The organism is Cyanobium sp. T1G-Tous (assembly GCF_024345455.1).
Classification (GTDB): Bacteria; Cyanobacteriota; Cyanobacteriia; order PCC-6307; family Cyanobiaceae; genus Cyanobium_A.
On the sequence record NZ_JAGQBD010000021.1, the window covers coordinates 1 to 21,021 of the forward strand.

General features: G+C 64.4%; 20 protein-coding genes. 18 read left to right on the top strand and 2 right to left on the bottom strand.

Annotated features, from left to right (window positions below; translation table 11 throughout):
* Positions 1-204 precede the first annotated feature (204 nt).
* Genes KBY75_RS11610 through KBY75_RS11620 form a run of 3 tightly spaced genes read left to right on the top strand, consistent with a single transcriptional unit; the run spans position 205 to position 3,542 of the window.
* Entirely contained in the window at positions 205-720 is a 516-nt protein-coding gene (locus KBY75_RS11610; protein ID WP_255024008.1) for a PAS domain S-box protein, read from the top strand.
* Positions 720-1,895, top strand: a complete 1,176-nt coding sequence (locus KBY75_RS11615; RefSeq protein ID WP_255024009.1) for a bifunctional diguanylate cyclase/phosphodiesterase — start codon at positions 720-722, stop codon at positions 1,893-1,895. Before KBY75_RS11610 ends, KBY75_RS11615 begins: the two co-directional genes overlap by 1 nt.
* Positions 1,896-1,916: 21 nt before the next feature.
* Positions 1,917-3,542 carry a haloacid dehalogenase-like hydrolase gene (locus KBY75_RS11620; RefSeq protein WP_255024010.1) on the top strand — a complete coding sequence of 542 codons (1,626 nt, stop codon included), beginning with the start codon at positions 1,917-1,919 and terminating at the stop codon, positions 3,540-3,542.
* A 15-nt stretch (positions 3,543-3,557) separates the two neighbouring features.
* Here KBY75_RS11620 and KBY75_RS11625 read toward each other — a convergent pair whose 3' ends face one another.
* Entirely contained in the window at positions 3,558-4,940 is a 1,383-nt protein-coding gene (locus KBY75_RS11625; protein WP_255024011.1) for a PhoH family protein, read from the bottom strand.
* Between the two features lie 94 nt (positions 4,941-5,034).
* Between KBY75_RS11625 and KBY75_RS11630 the strand changes: the two genes are divergently transcribed.
* The 15 genes from KBY75_RS11630 to fba all read left to right on the top strand — a co-directional run bounded on the left by KBY75_RS11630 (position 5,035) and on the right by fba (position 18,028).
* Positions 5,035-6,231 (top strand): F420-0:Gamma-glutamyl ligase, encoded by a 1,197-nt coding sequence (locus KBY75_RS11630; protein WP_255024012.1) that lies wholly within the window; start codon positions 5,035-5,037, stop codon positions 6,229-6,231.
* 91 nt (positions 6,232-6,322) lie between these two features.
* Positions 6,323-7,411 carry a GNAT family N-acetyltransferase gene (locus KBY75_RS11635; protein ID WP_255024013.1) on the top strand — a complete coding sequence of 363 codons (1,089 nt, stop codon included), beginning with the start codon at positions 6,323-6,325 and terminating at the stop codon, positions 7,409-7,411.
* On the top strand, positions 7,408-7,899 hold the full coding sequence (gene ruvX / locus KBY75_RS11640; protein ID WP_254936364.1) for a Holliday junction resolvase RuvX: 492 nt from the start codon (positions 7,408-7,410) through the stop codon (positions 7,897-7,899). Before KBY75_RS11635 ends, ruvX begins: the two co-directional genes overlap by 4 nt.
* 19 nt (positions 7,900-7,918) lie before the next feature.
* A complete protein-coding gene (locus tag KBY75_RS11645; protein WP_254936365.1) occupies positions 7,919-8,479 on the top strand; it encodes a DUF3727 domain-containing protein in 561 nt (186 codons plus the stop codon).
* On the top strand, positions 8,479-8,988 hold the full coding sequence (locus KBY75_RS11650; protein WP_255024014.1) for a YqeG family HAD IIIA-type phosphatase: 510 nt from the start codon (positions 8,479-8,481) through the stop codon (positions 8,986-8,988). The genes KBY75_RS11645 and KBY75_RS11650 overlap by 1 nt, the downstream gene beginning before the upstream one ends.
* The gene (proB, locus tag KBY75_RS11655; protein WP_255024015.1) at positions 8,988-10,076 is read left to right on the top strand and encodes a glutamate 5-kinase; all 1,089 of its coding nucleotides are present in this window, start codon (positions 8,988-8,990) and stop codon (positions 10,074-10,076) included. The genes KBY75_RS11650 and proB overlap by 1 nt, the downstream gene beginning before the upstream one ends.
* 38 nt (positions 10,077-10,114) lie before the next feature.
* A complete protein-coding gene (gene lpxD, locus KBY75_RS11660) occupies positions 10,115-11,167 on the top strand; it encodes a UDP-3-O-(3-hydroxymyristoyl)glucosamine N-acyltransferase (protein ID WP_254936368.1) in 1,053 nt (350 codons plus the stop codon).
* A gap of 25 nt (positions 11,168-11,192) precedes the next feature.
* Entirely contained in the window at positions 11,193-12,275 is a 1,083-nt protein-coding gene (gene leuB / locus KBY75_RS11665) for a 3-isopropylmalate dehydrogenase (protein ID WP_254936369.1), read from the top strand.
* Between the two features lie 49 nt (positions 12,276-12,324).
* On the top strand, positions 12,325-13,227 hold the full coding sequence (locus tag KBY75_RS11670; RefSeq protein ID WP_254936370.1) for a phosphoribulokinase: 903 nt from the start codon (positions 12,325-12,327) through the stop codon (positions 13,225-13,227).
* 5 nt (positions 13,228-13,232) lie between these two features.
* Positions 13,233-13,631 carry a hypothetical protein gene (locus KBY75_RS11675; protein ID WP_254936371.1) on the top strand — a complete coding sequence of 133 codons (399 nt, stop codon included), beginning with the start codon at positions 13,233-13,235 and terminating at the stop codon, positions 13,629-13,631.
* A 7-nt stretch (positions 13,632-13,638) separates the two neighbouring features.
* Positions 13,639-14,484 (top strand): A24 family peptidase, encoded by an 846-nt coding sequence (locus KBY75_RS11680; protein WP_255024016.1) that lies wholly within the window; start codon positions 13,639-13,641, stop codon positions 14,482-14,484.
* 37 nt (positions 14,485-14,521) lie between these two features.
* Positions 14,522-15,397, top strand: coding sequence for an acetyl-CoA carboxylase, carboxyltransferase subunit beta (gene accD, locus KBY75_RS11685; RefSeq protein WP_255024017.1), 876 nt, complete (start codon positions 14,522-14,524; stop codon positions 15,395-15,397).
* Positions 15,394-15,798 (top strand): hypothetical protein, encoded by a 405-nt coding sequence (locus KBY75_RS11690; protein WP_255024018.1) that lies wholly within the window; start codon positions 15,394-15,396, stop codon positions 15,796-15,798. Before accD ends, KBY75_RS11690 begins: the two co-directional genes overlap by 4 nt.
* Positions 15,795-16,913 carry a Gfo/Idh/MocA family protein gene (locus KBY75_RS11695; RefSeq protein WP_254936374.1) on the top strand — a complete coding sequence of 373 codons (1,119 nt, stop codon included), beginning with the start codon at positions 15,795-15,797 and terminating at the stop codon, positions 16,911-16,913. The genes KBY75_RS11690 and KBY75_RS11695 overlap by 4 nt, the downstream gene beginning before the upstream one ends.
* Before the next feature lie 41 nt (positions 16,914-16,954).
* Positions 16,955-18,028 (top strand): class II fructose-bisphosphate aldolase, encoded by a 1,074-nt coding sequence (fba, locus tag KBY75_RS11700; RefSeq protein ID WP_106501579.1) that lies wholly within the window; start codon positions 16,955-16,957, stop codon positions 18,026-18,028.
* An 84-nt stretch (positions 18,029-18,112) separates the two neighbouring features.
* Here the strand turns inward: fba and KBY75_RS11705 are convergent, their stop codons facing one another.
* Positions 18,113-20,905 carry a UPF0182 family protein gene (locus tag KBY75_RS11705; protein WP_255024019.1) on the bottom strand — a complete coding sequence of 931 codons (2,793 nt, stop codon included), beginning with the start codon at positions 20,903-20,905 and terminating at the stop codon, positions 18,113-18,115.
* Positions 20,906-21,021: the final 116 nt, after the last annotated feature.

Genomic DNA, 21,021 nt, shown 5'->3' on the forward strand with positions numbered 1-21,021 from the left:
CTTTTTGGCGGTGGTGAGCTCGTAATCAGAGAAGCCGAGCTGCTTGCCACCCATTACCTCAGTCCTGGTCAGCGATTACAGGGCCATTGTCCCGCGAATGGCACTGGTTCTCCAGAGTCTCCCTAGAGCTGCCAAACCCAATAAACCTGCCAGCATTAAGGAAGTGGGTTCTTCCATTCACGGACCAAGCGGAGAGATAAGGCCATGTCCCAACTTTTGAGCGACAGCGCCTTTGCTGACGCGGGCATCCCGATGGCCTTTGTTCTTCCCAGCGCCGAGCGGGGTGGTCTGGGCTTGATCCAGTCGGCCAATGGGGCCATGGCCTTTTTTACCGGCCGCTCCATGGAGGAGCTGAGGGGGCTGGCATTTGCAGAGCTGGTGCACCGCGACGACGTCGCCCTCGGTGAAGACCTGATCGCCAGGCTCCGCAGTGGCGCGGTGGAGAGCTGCAGCTTTGAGAAACGCTTTGAGCACGCCGATGGCCATCGCACCTGGGGGCTAGTAACGGTGGCTCAGGGCCACGACATCGGTGGCAGCCGCCAGGGGACCTTGGTGCTTCAAGTGCACGACATTTCCGAGCGCAAACATTTCGTCGGCCAGCTGGAATACTTCGCCGACCACGACCCGCTCACCTCCCTCTACAACCAGCGGCGCTTTCGCATCGACGTTGACCGCCAGCTCGCCTACGGCCGCCGCCACGGCAGTGGGGGGCTGTGTTGATGCTCGACCTCGACAACTTCAAGGAGGTCAACGACCAGTACGGCCATGCCGCCGGAGATGCCCTGATCATTGCGGTGGCCACAGCCCTGAGCGGCAATTCGCGGGAAACCGATGAGGTTGCCCGCCTGGGAGGCGATGAATTCGCCGTGTTACTGCCTGAATCAAACCTGGCCGAGGCCGAAAGCCACGCTGAAAAGCTGCTGCGCGCCATCGCTGCGGTGGTAGTGGAAGGAGCAGGCCAAGGCATCACCGTGGCCGCCAGTTGCGGCGTGGCCGGCTTCAGTAGCGATGACGGCCAGTGCGCCGACGACCTGCTGATCAACGCCGACCTGGCGCTCTATCAGGCCAAGGAATCCGGCCGGGGCTGCGTCAGGGTGTTTCACACCGACAGCGGCCTGCACGAAAAGGTGACTGCTCGTTTGATGTGGTCAGAGCGGATCCGAGAAGCCCTTGATCATGACGGTTTTGTGCTTCACGCCAAGCCGGTGATCGAGTTGAAAACCGATGCGATTGCCTTCTACGAGCTGGCAATCCGATTGCGGGCCCCAGGTGGGATTTTGATTCCGGCGGCGGTGTTTCTCTACACAGCCGAGCGCTTCGGCATGGCCATCGACATTGATGAATGGGTTACCGGTCAGGCCATCACCCTGCTTGAGCAGACGAAGACTCAGCCGCCCCTCGCCCTGGGTATAAACATCAGTAGCGCCTCGCTGCAGGGGGATCGTTTCCTGCAATTTCTGCAGTCCCATTTGGCAGCCACCAGCTTTCCCCCTGAGCTGCTGATCTTCGAGCTCACGGAGGCTGTAGCGATGGCCAACTTGCAACGGGCCCGCCAGTTTGGTCAGGGCCTGGCCAAACTCGGCTGCCGGCTGGCGCTCGACGACTTCGGCGCCGCCTTCGGCAGCTTCTACTACCTGAAGCACCTACCCGTAGACCTGCTCAAAATCGCTGGCGAATACGTCCGCGGCCTTGGAACGGCAGATGACCCCGCCGACCGCCTGATCATCGAGGCGGTAGTGAAACTTGCCAAGGGACTCGGCACCCTGGTGGTGGCTGAGTTTGTTGGCGACCTTGAAACCCGCCAGGAACTGCTTGCCATGGGGGTCACCCTGGGCCAAGGAGCCTTCCTGGGGCCATCGCGCGACGTTCACGACATCCCAGCCCTCCAGCCTTAGGACCGCCAGCAGGCCTGACCCTTGGCCTACGAAAACCTGCGCCGGCGCAGACAACCCATAGTTGTGACTATTACCCCCAGCACTACGCCGATGACCCTGACTGCAATCAACGTCCTGCTGGAACCAGATGCTGCCACGGTTGAGAAAGCAAAGGCGATAAATGCTCGGCTGCGAGAGAACTACCCAGCCAGCTTCCCCCTAGATGCCAACCACGCGCCTCACATCACCATTCTCCAGTTATTTATAAAAACTGTAGATCTGGGCCAAGTAGCAACTGCCATTGGCAACTTGCTGCGTAGCGAGCCACCGATCAATATTGAAGGCAAAGCCACTGGCTACTTTGAATTAGCCAGTGATAATCTCAAATTGGTGGGATTCCATATCGAGGCGACTCCCTATCAGCATCAACTTCAGCAAAAAATTATCGCCGCCACCGCACCATTTGCCGTGAAATACGGCACAAGCGATGCCTTTGCGCCTCGCCTTGACGGCGATGCAATCAGCAAGACAACTATTGACTACGTGACCAACTTCGGCGATGCGCGGACCGGCCCGAACTATCAGCCCCATCTGACCCTGGGCATTGGCACAAGTGATTTTGTTGAAGCTTTAGTGGCAGAGCCATTTGAGGCCTTTAGCTTCCAAACAGCCTCCGTGAGCCTTTACCAAATAGGCGATTTCGGTGTCGCTCAAACAAAGCTATACGACTTCTCTCGCCAAGCAGATCCGCTGCCCTCCTGGAATGAAGGGCAGATCAAACAAGCTATTTTTACATTCATCGCCAAAGTCACAAATAAAAACTCACCCGCATACCTGCCCCCAGCCGAACGCATTGCTGTGCATGACAATGACGGCACGCTCTGGCCGGAAAATCCGCTACCTTTTCAGGCAGCTTTTGCCATCGACGAGCTGAAGCTGCGCATCCTCACCGAGCCGAGTCTTACCTCAAACCCCATGGTGCAAGCTGCCTTAGACGGCGATCTTGCAAAACTCCTGGAAGGTGAACACTTCGATGGCCTGATGCAGATCCTGGCGATCACCCATGCAGGCATGACGGTAGAAGAATTTCGAGATGCCGTACAGGCATGGTTTAGATCGGCCAACCATCCGCGCTATGGCAGTGCCTATGGCGAGCTCACCTACCAACCCATGCAGGAGCTCCTTCGCTACCTAAGCGATAACGGCTTTAAGAACTTCATTGTTTCAGGTGGCGGCGCCGACTTTATGCGGGCCTGGGTGGAACAGGTTTACGGCATACCACCAGAGCAAGTTGTTGGCTCGACTTCGCGGGCCGTATTCGAACTGCGGGACGGCAAACCAGTAATCACCAAAACCCTTGATTACTTGTTCGTAAATGATAAGGCCGGCAAGCCAGTTGGCATCCATCAGTTTATCGGCCGCAGACCTGTAATTTGCTGTGGCAACAGTGATGGCGATCACGCCATGTTGCAGTACACCACGATCAACAATCCTCGCCCCAGTTTAGGGCTGATCGTCCATCACACCGACGCTGAACGCGAGTATGCCTACGATGCCAAGACGACCAGCACCGGCAAGCTTGTAGAAGCCCTAAAGGAGGCTCCCAAGCAGGGCTGGCTAGTTGTGGATATGAAGCAGGATTGGAACGTCGTCTTCCAACCCCAATGAAGGGGACTGGCCGCCCTACAGCAAATTGGCGGCCAGCTCGGCCAGTTCACTGCGCTCACCCCGCAGCAGGGTCACGTGGCCGGCGAGCCGCTGGCCCTTGAAGCGCTCCACCAGCCAAGTGAGGCCGTTGCTTTCAGCATCCACGTAGGGATTGTCGATCTGGTAAGGATCCCCGGTGAGCACAATTTTGGTGCCCTCGCCCACCCGAGTCACGATCGTCTTCACCTCATGGGGGGTGAGGTTCTGGGCCTCGTCCACCACCATGAATTGGCGCGGAATCGAACGACCGCGGATATAACTGATCGCCTCCACCTCGAGCAGGCCCATGCCCTTGAGGTCGGTCCAATTGCTGCGCGGCCCGCGGTGACTGCCACCAGCCCGCGCAGCACCCCGCCCATCCTCCTCAGTGCCGCCGAGCAGAAAGTCGAGGTTGTCGATGATTGGTTGCATCCAGGGACCCATTTTTTCATCCAGATCCCCAGGCAGAAAGCCGATCTCCTTGCCGAGGGAAATCACCGGGCGGGTCACCAGCAGACGCTCGTAGAGCCGCTCATCGGCCACCTGGTGCAGCCCAGCGGCCAGGGCGAGCAGGGTTTTACCGGTGCCGGCCTTGCCCACCAGGGTGATCAGCTGGATGCTGGGGTCCAGCAGCAGATCAAGGGCAAATGTCTGCTCCCGGTTGCGGGGCTGGATGCGGCCAAGCTTGGCCTTGGGCGCCCGCTGCAGCGGCTGCAGGCTGGCGGTGGCGGCGTTGTAGCGAGCCAGCAGGGTGTGGGCCGGCTGGGCCCGATCGATCAGGGTCACGCCCTCGTTGGCCTGCAGCGGCGCCTCCAGCACCAGACCCTCCACCGCCAGACCTGGCGGCAGCTTGACCCGATCCATCTGCTCCGCATCCACCCACACCTCACAGAAGCCGGGATATAGGTCTCTGATTGCAACGCGGTCACTGGTGTAGTCCTGGGCGATCAAGCCCACCGCATCAGCTTTGATGCGCAGGTTGGTGTCCTTGGTAACGAGCACCACCGGTGGCTGGCTACCCAGCACCGCCTGCAGGCGCTGCTCCTCTAGGGCCACCGCCAGGATGTTGTTGTCGCCGCTGCCGCCCTTGAGCTCGGGCGGCAGCTGGCTAAGGGTTTCGGCCCGGCAAAACACCACCTTGAGCGTGCCGCCCTGTTCGCCATTGGGTACCCCATCGGCCAAGTTGCCATGGGCGCGCAGAGCGTCCAGCAGCCGCGATACCTGGCGGGCATTGCGTCCCTTTTCAGCTGGATCCCGCTTAAAGCGGTCGATCTCCTCGACCACCTCGATCGGGATCAGGATGTTGTTGTCTTCAAAGCGTGTCAGGGCTGCCGGATCGTGCAGCAGCACGTTGGTGTCGAGCACGAAGGTCTTACGCATGCCGATCACCGATTCCGTGATGGCGAGAAATTAAGACCACTAGGCCATTTACGCTCCGTCGATTCGTGCCTCGTCGCAATTGGCGCCTTCGCCCATGGCCTCATCGCTTGCCGCACTGGTTCTGCTCAAGCTCTTGCTGGTGTTGGCCCTGCTGCTGGGCCTCAGCCTGGTAGTGCTGGAGCTTCGCCATCGCCTGCGCCCCGCCTCGCCGCTGCGGCTGCGCGCTGAAGACTTCCGCGTCGAAGCCGGCAGCGATGGCCTCACCGTCTCCGGCATGGTGACGATCCACAACCCCCACCACCGCATGGAGGTGATGGTGCCGGAGATCGAGCTGCGGCCCACCTTGCTGGGTCGGGGCGACCTGGCAGGCGTCACGGTGTCGAGTCGAATCGAGGCGCTGCATCCGGATGAGGAATCCCGCCCGGATGGCTACTGGGCCGCCTACATAGTCAAGGGGCGCAAGAGCACCAGCGCCCGCATCCAGATCAGCCTGAGCGGCCCCCCGGGCCAGTCCCTAGACCAGCTGCTCGACACCCTCTGGCTGGAAATTCTCTGGGTCAACTACGGCCCCTTCGGCCGCCTCCATCGCCGCGATGGCGTGTTGGTACCGCTGCAGCAACCCACTCCCATAGCGCCCCAATCGGCCCACTGGCGCGACGGTGATCGCTGCCGCGTGCTGCCGGTTGGCACCCACCTGCTCGGCGTGCTCGACGACCCAGAAGCCGTGCTGCGCCGCTACGCCGGCGAGCTGATCCAACCCGGCGATGTGCTCACAATCGGCGAAACCCCCCTGGCGGTGATGCAGGGTCGCTATCACCACCCGGCCACCGTTCAACCGGGCGCCCTGGCCCGGCTGCTCTGTCGTGGCTTCCACCCCACCAGCTCCCTGGCCACCGCCTGCGGCCTGCAGTCCTTGATCGATGTGGTCGGTCCGGCCCAGGTGCTGGGCGCCTGGCTGATTGGCCTGGCCCTGAAACTTGTAGGAAGCAAGGGCTGGTTTTATCGCCTTGCCGGCGACCAGGCCCGCCTGATCGACGACATCACCGGCACCACGCCCCCCTACGACCAGACGATTGTGCTCGGTCCCCAACAGCCCGCCGCTTTCTGCGCCGCCATGGCCCGCTCCTTGGGCGTGGCCGTGGCGGTGGTAGACGTCAACGATCTGGGCCGGGTCAAGGTGCTGGCCTCCAGCCCGGGCTGCGATGAAGCCCTGCTGGAGCGGGCCCTGCGTCCCAACCCGGCTGGTAATGCCAACGAGCGCACCCCATTGGTGCTGGTGCGCCCCAGCTGAGCCCCAGCCCAGCTGAGCCCCAGCCCAGCTAAGCCGCAGCCGTCTCTGGCGCCGATACAGTTGGCTTACGCGGCTAACTGGTTACGCCCCCATGCTCGGGATCCTGCAGCCGCCTTCTGCCCTTCCGGCACCACCCGAGCCTCCGGGGCCAGATAGCTGGCGGCTCGAAACCTTGGCTGGCTGGCACCTGCCCCTACTCACCGATCCCGCCTTTCTGCCCCTGCAACCGGTGCTGCAGCGGGCCGTGCTGCTGGGCCTGCCCGAGCGGCTAATGCAGGCGCTTCTGGCTAGGCCCTCCCTCGCACCCCAGGTGCTGGTAGCTCTCAGTGGCCAGAAGCCGCTCGGCCTGATCGTCTGCCGCCGGCTCAACCGCAGCGGCAGTTGCTGGCAGATGCAACACCTGCGCCTGGCCCCAAGCGCCGCCCGCCATGAACTGGCCAGCACCTTGCTGCGAGCAGCAATCCAGCGGGCCCGGGGAGCGGCCAGCTGGATTGCTGCGGCCTCCAGCCTCGATGACACCCGCTTGGCGATGCTGCGCGAGCAGGGCTTTCAGCCCTTGCGCAGCGACCGGCTGTGGTGCTGGCCTGGCGCCCCTGCCGGCGGCAGCCCTATCTCGGCCAGCAGCCCCGCACCGGCAGAGCTGCAGCTCACACCTCTCAACCGCCGCAGCGCCACCCTGCTTTGGCACCTGGAGCAGGCCGCCTGCCCGGCCCAATTGCGTCAGCTGCTCGATCGCCGCGTCGAAGATCTGCTCGACCAGAGCCACGGCCGCGGCTGGATGCTGGTGGATCCCAGCCGGGAGCAGGCGGTGGCCGCCGTGCGCTGGATCGGCGAGCACCCAGGCGGCGGTCACGATGTGGAGCTGAGTGTCCATCCCGGCTGGGAACACCTGGTGGGCGCCGCCACCGAGTTGCTGCTGCACCAAGCCCAAGCCGGCCTCGGCGCCGGCGAACCCCTCTGGCTGCGCTGTGACCTGCGCGACGAAGCTCGCCAGCGCTGGCTCGCTGAGCTGGGAGCTCAGGAGCGGGGCGAGCGGGTGCTGATGGCACGCAGCGTCTGGCGGCGTCAGGGGCTGCATGCCCCGGCACGGGCCGCCCAGCGCATCGATGCCTTGCTCGAGCAGTGGCAACCCCGCCGCCGCCCCCTGCCCACCCCAACCCCCCTGGCCCCGCCGTTGTGAGCGCGACCCGATCAAGAAGCGCCCCGCAGCCCCGCTCAGCGCTGGCCCTCGACGTTGGGCGACGGCGCATCGGCCTGGCGGGCTGTGACCCCCTCGGCCTAACCGTTACCCCCCTGCGGGCCCTGGCCCGGGGCTCCTTCGCCAGCGACGTAGAGCACCTGAACTCCCTGGTGCAGCAGCGGCGGGTGCTGGCCCTGGTGGTGGGCCTGCCGCTCGATGCGGCTGGGCAGCCCACCGCCCAAGCCCTGCACTGTCAGCGCTACGGCGAGCGCCTTGCCCGCCGGCTGCAGCTTCCTCTGGCCTGGGTAAATGAGCACGCCAGCACCTGGGCCGCCGGCGAGCGCCACGGGCTTCACGGCGACCGCAGCGGTGCCCTCGACAGCGCCGCCGCGGCCCTGCTGCTCGAACAATGGCTGCAGGACGGCCCCGATCCGGTGCTCCCGGCGACCATCGAGCGCTGCCAGACGGCCGACGCTGCAGCATCCTGAAGAGATCCAATTCCAGCCCATGAGTTCCGAACCCCCCTCCCAGTCCAGCTCGGAGATCCCCGCCGATGTTCCCACCGTGCTGGTGCACGACAGCCGCGGCCGCCAGCTGCTCTGCTTCCTCGAGCAGCTGATCCCCCTCGATGGCCACGACTACGTGCTGCTCACCCCGGTCGACACCCCTGTCTGTCTGTTCCGCCTCGACGGCGACGAAGACCCAGAACTGATCGACACCATCGATGCCACCGAGCCGATCCTGTCGGTTGCCGATGTGGTGCTGCAGGAGCACGACCTCACCCTGGTGCGCTCTGCCGTCACCCTCACCGTCAGCGGCGAACTGGACGAGCCCGAACCCGATGAGCTCGATGACGACGATGACGCCGACGACGACTCCGAGACCTACGAATTGCTGGTGAGCTTCCTCGTAGACGATCTGGAATATGGGTTGTACATCCCCCTAGATCCGTTCTTCGTGGTGGCCCGCATGAATGGCGACGGCGCCTTGCTAGTGGAAGGCGAGGAGTTTGAACGGGTTCAACCCCGAATCGAGGCTGAATTGGAAGAGCGCGAGGGCGACGACTGATGCTGCGCCAGCTGCTGCGCCCTAACTGGCTGCGGGAGTGCACCCTGGCCGAGCTGCCCCTGCAGGAGCTGCTCGAGCAACCGATCCGGGCCCTGGTGCTCGATGTCGATCGCACCTTGCTCCCCCGCCGCCAGGCGGAGCTGCCCGCCAGCGCCCTGCGCTGGCTGCAGCAAGCGCGGCAGCAGGTGCCGATCCACCTATTCAGCAACAACCCCTCCCGCCAGCGGATCGGAGCGGTGGCGGCCCAGCTCGACCTGCCCTACACAATTTCCGCCGGCAAACCACGCCGCAGCGCCCTGCGTCGGGTGCTGGCGGAGCTCAACCTGCCCCACCAGGAGGTCGCCCTGATCGGTGACCGCCTGTTTACGGATGTGATCGCCGGCAACCGGCTTGGCTTATTCACCGTGCTGGTGAAACCGATCGATCCCCTAGGTCAGCCTTGCAAGCGGGATCGGCTCCAAAAAATGGAGCTGCGCCTGGCCAACTGGGTGGGCACCAGCCTGGGCTGATGACAACCCCATCCCACTCCATGCGCCGAGTGATCAAGGTGGGCACCAGCCTGCTGCGGGGCAGCGCCGAGCGCCCCACCGCAGCGGTGATCGCAGATCTAGCTGCCAGTCTCAGCCGCCAACGGCGCCAGGGCGAGACCATCGCCCTAGTTACCAGTGGGGCCGTGGGGCTGGGCTGCGAAGCCCTTGGCCTGGGGCAGCGCCCCAGCGAAGTGGTGGCTCTCCAGGCCGCCGCCGCCGTGGGCCAGGGCCGGCTGATGGCCCTCTACCAAGACGCTTTCGCCGTACGTGGTCTGGCGGTAGCCCAGGTGCTGCTGACCCGCGGCGATCTGGCCTCCCGCCGCCGCTACCAGAACGCCTGCCGCACCCTCGAGCAGCTTCTGGACTGGGGAGTCGTGCCGGTGGTCAACGAAAACGACACCCTGGCCACCGACGAACTGCGCTTCGGCGACAACGACACCCTCTCCGCCCTTGTGGCGGTGGCGATCGGCGCCGATGAACTAGTGCTGCTCACCGACGTGGACAGTCTTTATTCAGGCGACCCCCGCAGCGACGCCGAGGCCCGGCCGATCGAGGAGGTGGCCAGCCTGGCCGAGCTCGACAGCCTGCAATCGGTGGCTACCGGCGGAGGTCAGTGGGGCACTGGCGGCATGACCACCAAACTCATTGCAGCCCGCATCGCCACCTCCAGCGGCATCCGGGTGCGCCTGGCTGACGGCCGTGACCCCGCCGTGCTCGATGCCCTGCTGGCCGGCGTGCGGGTCGGCACCCTGTTCCAGCCCAGCCCCACCCCCCTTCCAGACCGCAAGGGCTGGCTGGCCCACGCGCTCCTGCCCAAGGGCAGCCTGCAGTTAGACGCCGGCGCCGAGAGGGCCCTAACCCAGCAGGGAGCCTCGCTGCTGGCCGTGGGAGTGCAAGCGGTGGTAGGCGATTTCGAGCGCCGCGAGGCGGTGCGCCTGCTGGCCAGTGATGGGCGCGAGCTGGGCCGAGGTCTGGCCAGCCTTAGCAGCACGGAGCTGCGAGAGCTGATGGGCAGCTCCGGCGTTGAGGTGGTGCACCGCGACCAGCTGGTGCTCACCAGCCGTTAAGGCCGGACCTACGATTCGCCCCGCTCCTATTCCCTGGCATGCGCTTCAGCGAACTGCTCAGCCAGCTCAGCGAAGTTACGGATGCCAGTCCGCGGCATCTCGCTAACGACCCCGAGCTAAATGGGGCCGCCGCCCTAGATAAGGCCCAGGCTGATCAGCTCACTTTTCTGGAACCAGGCAACTGCCTAGCTGCCGCCCTGGCCGGCAGCAACGCCGGAGCCATCCTGCTGCCAGCCCGCGGCGATGAGGCCGCAGCCCTGCAGCGGCTCGCCCTGGAGCGAGACCTGGCCTGGATCGCCCTTGCTGATCCACGCCTGGCTTTTGCCGAGGCCCTCGCTGCTCTCCACCCCCGCCGCCAACCCGCCGCTGGCATCCACCCCAGTGCCGTGGTCGATCCAAGCGCCGTAGTCGGCATGGGATCCCACCTAGGCCCCCTGGTCGTGATCGGCGCCAACGTGCAGATCGGCGCCAGCTGCGTACTCCACCCCCAGGTGGTGCTCTACGAAGACGTGCAGATCGGTGACGACTGCGAGCTGCACGCCGGTGCCGTTCTGCACCCCGGCAGCCGCCTGGGCCGGGGCTGCGTCGTGCACTCCAATGCCGTTGTGGGCAGCGAGGGCTTTGGCTTCGTGCCCACCGCCCATGGCTGGCGCAAGATGCCCCAGACCGGCCAGGTAGTTCTTGAGGAGGGGGTTGAGGTGGGTTGCGGCAGCACCATCGACCGACCCTCCGTAGGTGAAACCCGCATCGGCGCCGGCACCAAGATCGACAACCTGGTTCATATCGGCCATGGCGTCAGCACCGGCAAGGGCTGCGCCCTGGCGGCCCAGGTGGGCATCGCCGGCGGGGCCCGCCTTGGCAATGGCGTGATTTTGGCGGGCCAGGTGGGTCTGGCAAACAAGGCGGTGATGGGCGACCGAGCCATCGCCAGCTCCAAATCCGGGGTGCATGGGGAGGTGGCCGCCGGCGAGGTGGTGAGCGGCTATCCGGCTATCTCCAACCGCCTCTGGCTGCGCAGCTCAGCCGTATTCAACAAGCTGCCAGAGCTCGTTAAATCCCTGCGGCAGCTGGAGAAGCAGGCCAAGCCCTAGCCTCGCGCCCAGCACTTCAAGGCCCATGACGTCGAGCTACCGGATCACCCTGCTTCCCGGCGACGGCATCGGCCCGGAAATCATGGCTGTAGCCCGCCAGCTGCTCGATGCGGTCAGCAGCAGCCATGGGTTCAGCCTCGTCTACGACGAGCAGCCCATGGGCGGCGTTGCCATTGACGCCACCGGCGAGCCCCTGCCCAACAGCACCCTCGAGGCCTGCAAGGCCGCCGATGCGGTGCTGCTCGCCGCCATCGGCTCGCCCCAATACGACAGCTTGCCCCGGGAGCAGCGCCCTGAATCGGGTCTGCTGGGGCTCAGATCAGCTCTGGGCCTGTTCGCCAACCTGCGGCCGGTGAAGATCATCCCAGCCCTAATCGACGCCTCCACCCTCAAACGGGAGGTGATCGAAGCGGTGGACCTGCTGGTAGTGCGTGAGCTCACCGGCGGCGTTTACTTCGGCACCCCTAAGGGGCGGGTGGAAGCTGAAGGCCGGGTGCGGGCCTTCAACACCATGGCTTACTTCGACGACGAGATCGACCGCATCGCCAAGGTGGCGTTCGAGTTGGCCGTGACTCGGAGCGGCCGGCTTTGCAGCGTTGACAAGGCCAACGTGCTGGACGTGAGCCAGCTCTGGCGCGACCAGGTCACCGCCATGGCGGCGGACTACCAGACGGTGGAACTCAGCCATATGTACGTTGATAACGCCGCCATGCAGCTGGTGCGCAATCCTCGTCAATTCGACGTGCTGCTAACCAGCAACCTCTTCGGCGACATCCTCAGTGATGAAGCCGCCATGTTGAGCGGCTCGATCGGCATGCTGCCCTCCGCTTCCCTGGGGTCCAGCGGGCCAGGCCTGTTTGAGCCGATCCATGGCTCCGCCCCTGACATCGCTGGCCAGGACAAGGCAAACCCGATGGCGATGGTGCTCAGCGCCGCCATGATGCTGCGGGTCGGCCTGCAGCAAGACGCCGCTGCCACCGCCCTAGAAACCGCCGTCGACCGGGTCCTAGCCGCTGGCTATCGCACCGGTGACCTGATGAGCGAGGGCTGCACCCAGCTGGGCTGCCGCGCCATGGGAGAGCAGCTGCTGGGGGCCCTGGCGGGGTAAGGCGCCGGCGACCTGCCAAACTCGCGATCAGTTTCGTTGATTCCTGCGCATGTCGAAGCGTCATCCGGTTGTTTCTGTCACCGGTTCCTCCGGCGCAGGCACCAGCACTGTCAAGCGCGCCTTCGAGCACATTTTTAAGCGCGAGGGAATCACACCTGCAGTGGTGGAGGGCGACAGCTACCACCGCTACGAGCGCGGCCCGATGAAGGAAGCCATGGCTACCGCCCTGGCCAATGGTGAAAACTTTTCCCACTTCGGCCCCGAAGCAAACCTGTTTGACAAGCTCGAAGAGCTGTTCAAGGCCTACGGCGAAACCGGCAGTGGCCAGAAGCGCTACTACCTGCACTCCGTTGAAGAGGCCGCCGAGCACAACGCCCGCCTCGGCACCAACCTGGATCCCGGCCAGTTCACTCCCTGGGAAGCCATCCCCACCGGCACCGACCTGCTCTTCTACGAAGGTCTACACGGCGGAGTCAAGGGTGAGGGTTACGACGTAGCCTGCTTGGCTGATCTACTAGTAGGCGTGGTGCCGGTAGTCAACCTGGAGTGGATCCAGAAGATCGCTCGTGACAACAAGGAGCGCGGCTATTCGGCTGAGGCCACGGTGGACACGATCCTGCGCCGCATGCCGGATTACATCAACCACATCTGCCCCCAGTTCAGCCTCACGGATATCAACTTCCAGCGGGTTTCGACGGTGGACACCTCCAACCCCTTCATGATCCGGGAGATCCCCACGCCGGATGAATCCTTCGTGATCATCCACTTCCGCAAGGGGGCCCGCGAAAAGTGGGGCATCGACTTCACCTACCTACTCGACATGATCCACGACTCGTTCATGTCGAGCCCCACCTCGATCGTGGTGAACGGCGGCAAAATGGGCTTCGCCATGGAGCTGATCCTTACGCCGATCATCCATCGCATGATCGAAGAGAAGAAGAAGCTGTCCTGATTGCAATGGCAACCCCTATTCTGGGGTTGCCATTCGTTTTGGTGAGGCCGATCTCCTTCGCCACACCCACGAAGAATCCTTCCCCGTCGTTTTTGATTCCGGGGGCTGCCAAAACCAAGGCCGCAGACTCATTGCGTCTCGACCAGATCAACAGCAGTCTGGTGATTCAGGCAGCTCGCCGCATCTTGTTTCAGTCTTTGGAGCTCGGCAACGCCGGCCACGAACCATCCGGCGTGGTGCTCAATGGCAAGCAAATATTGCAGGGCAGAATTGTTTTCGACCAGCCGGTGCTGCTGCCCGATGAGCAATTTGTGCCCATTAATTTGATCCGGGGCCGCCTGACAGGGAGCGGTGCAGCCAGGCTGCGTCTACCCCGCAAACCATCCTCTCCCCCTCTCGCCTGAGGCCCGTTTGAGCCCCCTTGCTCCGCTGCTTGCCAGCTCCCCAGCCGTGCCAGTTGTGGTGGCCCTACTTGGAGCCTGCGTGGGCAGCTTTCTCAATGTGGTGGCCTGGCGCCTGCCGCGGGAGGAATCGATCGTGCTGCCACCCAGCCACTGCCCCCGTTGCGGCAGCCGGCTGCGCTGGTTTGAAAATGTGCCCCTGCTGGGCTGGTTGCTACTGCGTGGCCGCTGTGGCCACTGCGGTGCTCCGATCTCCTGCCGCTACCCCCTGGTGGAGCTGCTTAGCGCCGGGCTCTGGGTAGCGGCCCTGCTGGCCCAGCCGAGCGCCATGGGCCCTAACCCCCAGCCCTGGCTGCTGGTAGCCGCAGGCTGGCTGCTGTTGAGCTGGCTGCTGCCGCTGGTGTTGATCGATATCGATCGCCTCTGGTTGCCCGAACCCCTGTGCCGCGTTGGCCTGTTACTAGGCCTGGCGGTGAGCGCAGTGATCGGCTTCCAGCAGGGTGACGCAATCGGCCGAGAGCTGCTGTTTCACCATCTTGTGGCCGCCGGAGTTGGCCTGGTTGGCTTTGAAACGGTCAGTGCCTTGGCCCACAAGGCAATCGGCCGGCCGGCCCTCGGCCTGGGAGACGCCAAACTGGCTGCCCTGCTGGGGGCTTGGCTTGGTCTCACCGGGCTTGGCATCACCGTGATCCTGGCGGTGTTTGCCGGGGCGGTGCTGGGCAGCATCGGCCGGCTCAGCGGCCTGCTGGGCAAGCACCAGCCCTTTCCCTTTGGCCCCTTCCTTGCAGCTGGTGGGGCCGCCGTGTGGCTACTCGGCAACGACCTATGGCTGGCCGTGCTGGGGCTGGTGTGGTGAAGCGCCTTTAATAGGTCGAGCTGTTGGTAAACGCCGCATGTCGCTGTTCGACTGGTTTGCGGATCGCCAGAAAAATGCCCCAACCGTGCGGGTCACCCAGGAGCAGGAGGAGGGCGACGGTCTCTGGAGCAAGTGCCCGGAATGCAGTTTGGTGGTGTATCGCAAAGACCTGGTGGCTAACGCCAGCGTTTGCAAGGGATGTGGCCACCACAACCGCATCGACAGCCCTGAGCGCATCGCCCTGATCGCCGACCCGGGCAGCTTCGAGCCCATGGATACCGGCCTCTCACCCACCGACCCCCTAGCCTTCAAGGACCGGCGTAGCTACGCCGATCGCATCCGCGACAGCCAGCAGAGCACTGGCCTGCGCGACGCCGTGGCTACCGGTATCTGCCGCACCAGTGGCCTGCCCCTGGCCCTTGGAGTGATGGATTTCCGCTTCATGGGCGGCTCGATGGGTTCGGTGGTGGGCGAGAAGCTCACCCGCCTGATCGAAACAGCCACCGCCCGGCGCATACCGGTGCTGATTGTCTGCGCCTCCGGTGGTGCCCGCATGCAAGAGGGGATGCTGAGCTTGATGCAGATGGCCAAGATCTCCGGCGCCCTGGAGCGGCACCGCCAGGCAGAGCTCCTTTACCTACCCCTGCTCACCTACCCCACCACAGGGGGTGTAACCGCCAGCTTCGCCATGTTGGGCGACTTAATCCTCGCCGAGCCCAAGGCCCTGATCGGCTTCGCCGGCCGCCGGGTGATCGAGCAGACCCTGCGTGAAAAGCTGCCCGAGGGCTTCCAAACCGCCGAATACCTGCGCGACCACGGCTTCGTGGACGCGATCGTGGATCGCACTGAATTCAAGGCAACCCTGGCCAGCCTGCTAACCATGCACGGCTGTCGTGAAACGGTGCCGGCATGAGCGGCCTGCGCCGGGCAGCCCGAACTCTGCTGCTGCTGTTTCTGGTCGTGGGGATCCTGGCCGCCACGCCTGGAAGGGCCCTAGCTGGCCCGGTCGACTGGCATGAGGTGGCCAGCACCAGCGAGGGACGCCAGTGGTGGGATGGCGGCAGTCTGCGCACCAGCCGAGGCGGCAATATTTCGGTGCTGACACGCTTCCAAAAACCTGTCAGCGAGGAGCAACCCAGGCCCCTATCCGATCTCTACGTGATGGAAATTGACTGCGGCCAGGAGCTGTTCCGCGACACTTCTATCAACGGCCTACCCCAGTTCAGGGCTGAATGGCAACCAGCATCGGGAGACAACCTGATCAGCAGCGTGATCGGCGAAGTTTGTGCCACCGCAGCCGAGGGCCTCTCATGAGCGCTCCTCCGCTGAAGGTGGCCATTGCTGGCCTGGGCTTTGGCGAGGCCGTGCACCTACCCGCATTGCGCGCCTGCCCCGGCACCGAGCCGGTGGCCCTCTGGCACCCGCGCCCCGAGCGACTGGAAGCCGCCTGCCGCAGCGCCGAACTGCCTGGCCACAGCGACTTCGATGAGCTGCTGGCCAATCCGGCCGTCGAGGCAATCGTGATTGCCACCCCGCCGGGGCCACGTTTTGATCTAGCCAGGCGCGCCCTGGAAGCGGGCAAGCACCTGCTGCTGGAGAAGCCCGTAGCCCTCAACGCCGAGCAGATCGAGAGCCTGCAACGGCTGGCCCTGCAGCGGGGGCTAACCGTGGCGGTCGACTTTGAATACCGGGCCGTTCCCCTGTTCCAGCAGCTCGCCGACCTGCTGGCCAGCGGCGTCCTCGGTGAATTGGTGCTGGTGAAATACGACTGGCTGATGGGCAGCCGAGCTGACGCCTCGCGCCCTTGGAGCTGGTATTCCCAGGCAGCCGAAGGGGGCGGGGTGCTGGGAGCACTGGGCACCCATGCCTTTGACACCCTGCACTGGCTGGTGGGTCCAAGCCACTCCCTTAGGGCCCAATTGAGCACGGCAATTACCCAGCGGCCCCTGGCCGATGGCAGTGGTCGCCTAGCCGATGGCAGTGGTCGCCTGGCCAGGGTGGATGCCGAAGACATCGCCTTGGTGCAGCTGGAGCTGGAAACACCCCTGGGGCAGAAGGTGCCGGCCCAGCTCAACCTGGCCTCCGTGACCCGCAGGGGCCGGGGCTGCTGGCTGGAGCTGTATGGCCGTGACGGCACCGCCGTGCTCGGCTCCGACAACCAGGCCGACTACGTCCATGGCTTTGGGCTGTGGCACTCCCAGGCGGGAGAGCCATTGCGGCCGGTGGAGGCTGATGAGCGCTGGAGCTTTGCTCGCACCTGGGCCGATGGCCGGATTGCGCCGGTGCAGCGCATCCACAGCTGGTGGAGTGCGGCGGTGCGCGAGGGCCGACCGATGCTGCCTGGCTTGGGCGAGGCAGTGCTGAGTCAGCGCTGCTGCGACTGGGCCCGCCTGGGAGCTGCCCAGGGCACTCCAAGGGGCATCCCCTAGAGTCGCCCCCAGTTCAACTCCCGACCCCGAGAGGTTTTCCCATGGCGCTCGTTCCGCTTCGGCTGCTGCTCGACCATGCCGCTGAGAACGGCTATGGCATCCCTGCCTTCAACGTAAACAACCTGGAGCAGGTGCAGTCGATCATGGAGGCGGCCAGTGAGACCGACTCTCCGGTGATTCTGCAGGCCTCCCGCGGTGCCCGCCAGTACGCCGGTGAAAATTTCCTGCGCCACCTGATCCTGGCCGCAGTCGAAACCTATCCCGACATCCCGGTGGTGATGCACCAGGACCACGGCAACAGCCCTGCCACCTGCTTTGGTGCTGCCGCCAACGGTTTCACCTCGGTGATGATGGACGGCTCGCTGATGGCAGACGCCAAGAGCCCCGCCAGCTACGAGTACAACGTGGCTGTCACCAAAGAGGTGGTGGACGTGGCCCACGCCATCGGCGTGAGTGTGGAAGGCGAGCTGGGTTGCCTGGGTTCCCTGGAAACCGGCATGGGTGAGGCCGAGGACGGCCATGGCTTCGAGGGCAAGCTCGACCACAGCCAGCTGCTCACCGACCCCGCCGAAGCAGCCGATTTCGTCGCCAAAACCAAAGTTGACGCCCTGGCGATCGCCATCGGCACCAGCCACGGCGCGTACAAGTTCACCCGCAAGCCCACCGGTGAAGTGCTGGCCATCAGCCGCATCGCTGAGATCCACAAAGCGATCCCCAACACCCACTTGGTGATGCACGGCTCCTCCTCCGTGCCCCAGGAGTGGCTGGACATGATCAACAAGTTCGGCGGCGCCATCCCCGAGACCTACGGCGTGCCCGTCGAAGAGATCCAGGAGGGCATCCGCAACGGCGTGCGCAAGGTGAATATCGACACCGATAACCGCCTCGCCTTCACCGCAGCTGTTCGGGAAGCGGCCTTCAAGGATCCTGCCAACTTCGATCCCCGCCACTTCAACAAGCCTGCCCGCCAGTACATGAAGCAGGTGTGCCTGGATCGCTATCAGCAGTTCTGGTGTGCCGGCAACGCCAGCAAGATCAAGCAGCGCGACATCAACTACTACGCCGGCCTCTACGCCAAGGGCGCCCTTGACCCCAAGGCAGCAGTCGCAGCTTGATCTAGCCATACCCTCCTAATGCTCCAGCCATGGAGATCACCGGCCCCTTACGGGGCCTTTTTATGGCCCCTTAAGGGGCCTTTTTCATAAGCCCGATCGATTGGCTGGGCCTGGCGCCAACAGGGAGGCAATCGCCCGGTCCAGGGTGGTTTCCATCGCCACCCTGGTGCCATCGCTTACCACCACGCGAGTGAGGGTAGGCAGCCCACCGTTGCGGGCCTTGAGATAAACGGGCTCCACGTAAAGCAGCGCCTCGCCCACTGGTACCACCAAGAGATTGCCCTGAATCACCTCCGATCCGGCCCGATCCCAGAGACCAAACTGCTGGCTGATGCGCGGGTTCTGGTTAATCAGGGCCTGAACCTGCTCCGGACCGAAGATTGGCGTTTGGGTTGGGAAGCGCAGCAACACCAATTCGCCGTAGTTGGGGGCGTCGCTGCGGGCCGCCAACCAGGCGGCCAGGTTGGGGCGGGCCAAGGGAGTGAGCGGCTGCAGCAGCAGGAATTCAGGCGGCAACTCTGGGGTGAGCTGGGCGCTGATGTGATAAGGCTTCACCGGAATCTGGCTGCGCCCGTAGAGCTCCTTGGGCACCTGCCACACGTCATCACCGCTGTAGAAAATGCGCGGATCGGTGACGTGATACCGCAGTAGCTGGGAGGTCTGCAGCTCGAACTGGCGCTGGGGATAGCGAATATGGGCCTGCAGGGGCTTAGGCATCGCCGCTAGCGGCTGAAAAAGATCCGGAAACAAGCGCTGCCAACCGACGATGATTGGATCATCCGGTTCGGCCACATAGAGCACGACCGTGCCGTTGTAAGCGTCTACTACCGCCTTCACCGAATTGCGTAGATAGCGGATATCAGCGTCGCCAGGCACGGCAGCGCTGTATGGATAGCTGCGGCTGGTGGTAAAGCCCTCCACAATCCAAAACTGGTGTTGATCGCGGGCGAAGGGACCGGGCTTATCGAGTTGCACCGACACCAAATAGGGATCGCCTTCGAAGCGCACAAACGGGGCCATGCTGCTCAGGCGCTGGCGAACTTCCCTGCGCAGTAGCAGTCGGGTCTGGGGGGTAATCGCCCCCTGCATAAGCAACTTCGGCTCTCGCAGATATGTGGCCGCGGCCAGCCGGCCCCAAGCAGAGCCGATCGGCACACCAGCTGAGCCGCCGTAGTGGGTGTAAAGATTTTCGTCACCCTGGGGGTAGTCAAACTCCTGCACCTTGGTGGGAGCAAGGGCATAGGGCGACACCAGTGCCCCGAAGTAGAGGCTGGGCTTGCCGATGGGGATGCCGGCGCGCACCTGGGCGGTGGTGATGCCCAGCTGGGCATTGCCCTGAACCCTGGTTGATGCACCTAGGTCGCTAATGAAGTAATCGGGCAGGCCATCGGGACTGCTGGTGTTCACCGGCGAAACCGTGAAGCCGTAGCCATGGGTAAACACCAAATGGGTGTTAAGCCAGGTGCGAGCTGCCGGAGGCAGGGAGGCCTGATCTAGCTCCCGCGCCGTGATGATCACCAGCTGGCGGCCCAATCCCTGGTTTGGCGCCAGGTTGTAGCGGTCCACCGCAGCGGCAGAGAAGCGGTAATACACCCGCAGCTGCTGCAGCTGGCGGTTGGTAGAGAGCAGGGGCTGACTATCCCAAAGGCGAATGTTGCGCAGGGTGGCCTGGCTTGCCTGCACATCAGCGCGGGTGAGACGCCGGCGTGGCTTTACGAAACGAGTGCTGATGCCATCAAGTTGGAAGGCTGCCCGGGTAGCCCGGATTGAGCGCGCCAGATAGGTGGTTTCCAGCTGCAACTCCCGCGGCCTAACCAGCAGCAGCTGCAGCACCGGGGTGAGAGCGACCTCAAGCAAGGGCACTAGCAGCAGGGCCAAGGAAACAGCCCCAAGCAAAGGTCCCCGAATGCCCCGGCGCGGCAGGGGCAGCAGCAGGGCGACAGCCGTGAGCAGGGCCACCAATGCCGCCATGGTGCGCAGGGGCAACACCAGATGGACATCGAGCCAGCCGGCACCGGGCACGCTGCCGGCGGTGCTGAGCAGCAGTTGGTGGCGGCCAAGCCAAAAACTGCCAGCTACCAGCAGGGCCAGCGAGCCCAGCGGCCAGCGCAGCTGCAGCAGCTGGGCTGGGGTGAAACCGTGGAAACGGCCATCGCTTAGCTGGGGGGGGCGGGCCAGCAGGCCCCAAAGCCCCGCCGCCAGGTGGCAGGTGCCAAGGGCAAGCAGCAGGGTTAGCCCTAGGGCCAGGGCAGGGAAACGCACCATGCCGAAGCTGATATCGGCCCAGAGCATCGGCTCCCGCACCCCACTGTCAGGAGCCAGCAAGGCCAGCGACCACACCCCCCAAGCCCGGCCCAGCACCGTGGCCGTGGCCAAAGAGGCCAGCGCCGCCACCAGCCGGGGCGCCCGCCGCGGCCAGACCAGCAGGGCTACCAGCAGCCCGGCCAGCAGCAAAAGCAGGGAAAACGGCAGGCCATTGAGCAGGGTCAAACCATGCAGCCGCCGGGGATCGAAGGGGGTCAGCACCAGGCGCTGGGCCAGGCGCAATAGCAGGGCCAGCGGCACCAGCTGGGCCAGGGCGAGCAGCCCCAGGGCGGCGGCATAGCCAGCTGGGGCCAGGCCAAAGCGCCGCTCGTCGGGGTCTGCCGAGCCTGAGCGCCAAAACCGGCTCAGCCAGCCCTGCAGCACCAGGCCCAGCCCCAAGCCCAGGCCCATCAAGCCAACCTGCAGCAGCCAGCGGCGCAGCAGTACCGGGCCTTTGTCAAATTGCTCAAACCAGCTCCACTCCACCCAGAGACGGGCCCCCAGCACGCCGAGTCCCAACAGAAGAGCCAGGCCCAGGGTCACGCTGACCGCCGCACGCAGGGAGGCAGACAAGGGGCGCCTTGGCATCAGAAGTCGGTGCAGAAGCTGAGGCTAGGAAGCCCTGGCCCATCAGCAAGCCCAAGCCTCAAATAAATACCCGATCTCTTTAGTCGGAATTAAATCGACGT

Coding starts and splice junctions, on each gene's coding strand:
- KBY75_RS11610 (WP_255024008.1), top strand. CDS start 205: ATGTCCCAACTTTTGAGCGACAGCGCCTTTGCTGACGCGGGCATCCCG.
- KBY75_RS11615 (WP_255024009.1), top strand. CDS start 720: ATGCTCGACCTCGACAACTTCAAGGAGGTCAACGACCAGTACGGCCAT.
- KBY75_RS11625 (WP_255024011.1), bottom strand. CDS start 4,940: ATGCGTAAGACCTTCGTGCTCGACACCAACGTGCTGCTGCACGATCCG.
- KBY75_RS11630 (WP_255024012.1), top strand. CDS start 5,035: ATGGCCTCATCGCTTGCCGCACTGGTTCTGCTCAAGCTCTTGCTGGTG.
- KBY75_RS11635 (WP_255024013.1), top strand. CDS start 6,323: ATGCTCGGGATCCTGCAGCCGCCTTCTGCCCTTCCGGCACCACCCGAG.
- KBY75_RS11645 (WP_254936365.1), top strand. CDS start 7,919: ATGAGTTCCGAACCCCCCTCCCAGTCCAGCTCGGAGATCCCCGCCGAT.
- KBY75_RS11650 (WP_255024014.1), top strand. CDS start 8,479: ATGCTGCGCCAGCTGCTGCGCCCTAACTGGCTGCGGGAGTGCACCCTG.
- proB (WP_255024015.1), top strand. CDS start 8,988: ATGACAACCCCATCCCACTCCATGCGCCGAGTGATCAAGGTGGGCACC.
- lpxD (WP_254936368.1), top strand. CDS start 10,115: ATGCGCTTCAGCGAACTGCTCAGCCAGCTCAGCGAAGTTACGGATGCC.
- leuB (WP_254936369.1), top strand. CDS start 11,193: ATGACGTCGAGCTACCGGATCACCCTGCTTCCCGGCGACGGCATCGGC.
- KBY75_RS11670 (WP_254936370.1), top strand. CDS start 12,325: ATGTCGAAGCGTCATCCGGTTGTTTCTGTCACCGGTTCCTCCGGCGCA.
- KBY75_RS11675 (WP_254936371.1), top strand. CDS start 13,233: ATGGCAACCCCTATTCTGGGGTTGCCATTCGTTTTGGTGAGGCCGATC.
- accD (WP_255024017.1), top strand. CDS start 14,522: ATGTCGCTGTTCGACTGGTTTGCGGATCGCCAGAAAAATGCCCCAACC.
- KBY75_RS11690 (WP_255024018.1), top strand. CDS start 15,394: ATGAGCGGCCTGCGCCGGGCAGCCCGAACTCTGCTGCTGCTGTTTCTG.
- KBY75_RS11695 (WP_254936374.1), top strand. CDS start 15,795: ATGAGCGCTCCTCCGCTGAAGGTGGCCATTGCTGGCCTGGGCTTTGGC.
- fba (WP_106501579.1), top strand. CDS start 16,955: ATGGCGCTCGTTCCGCTTCGGCTGCTGCTCGACCATGCCGCTGAGAAC.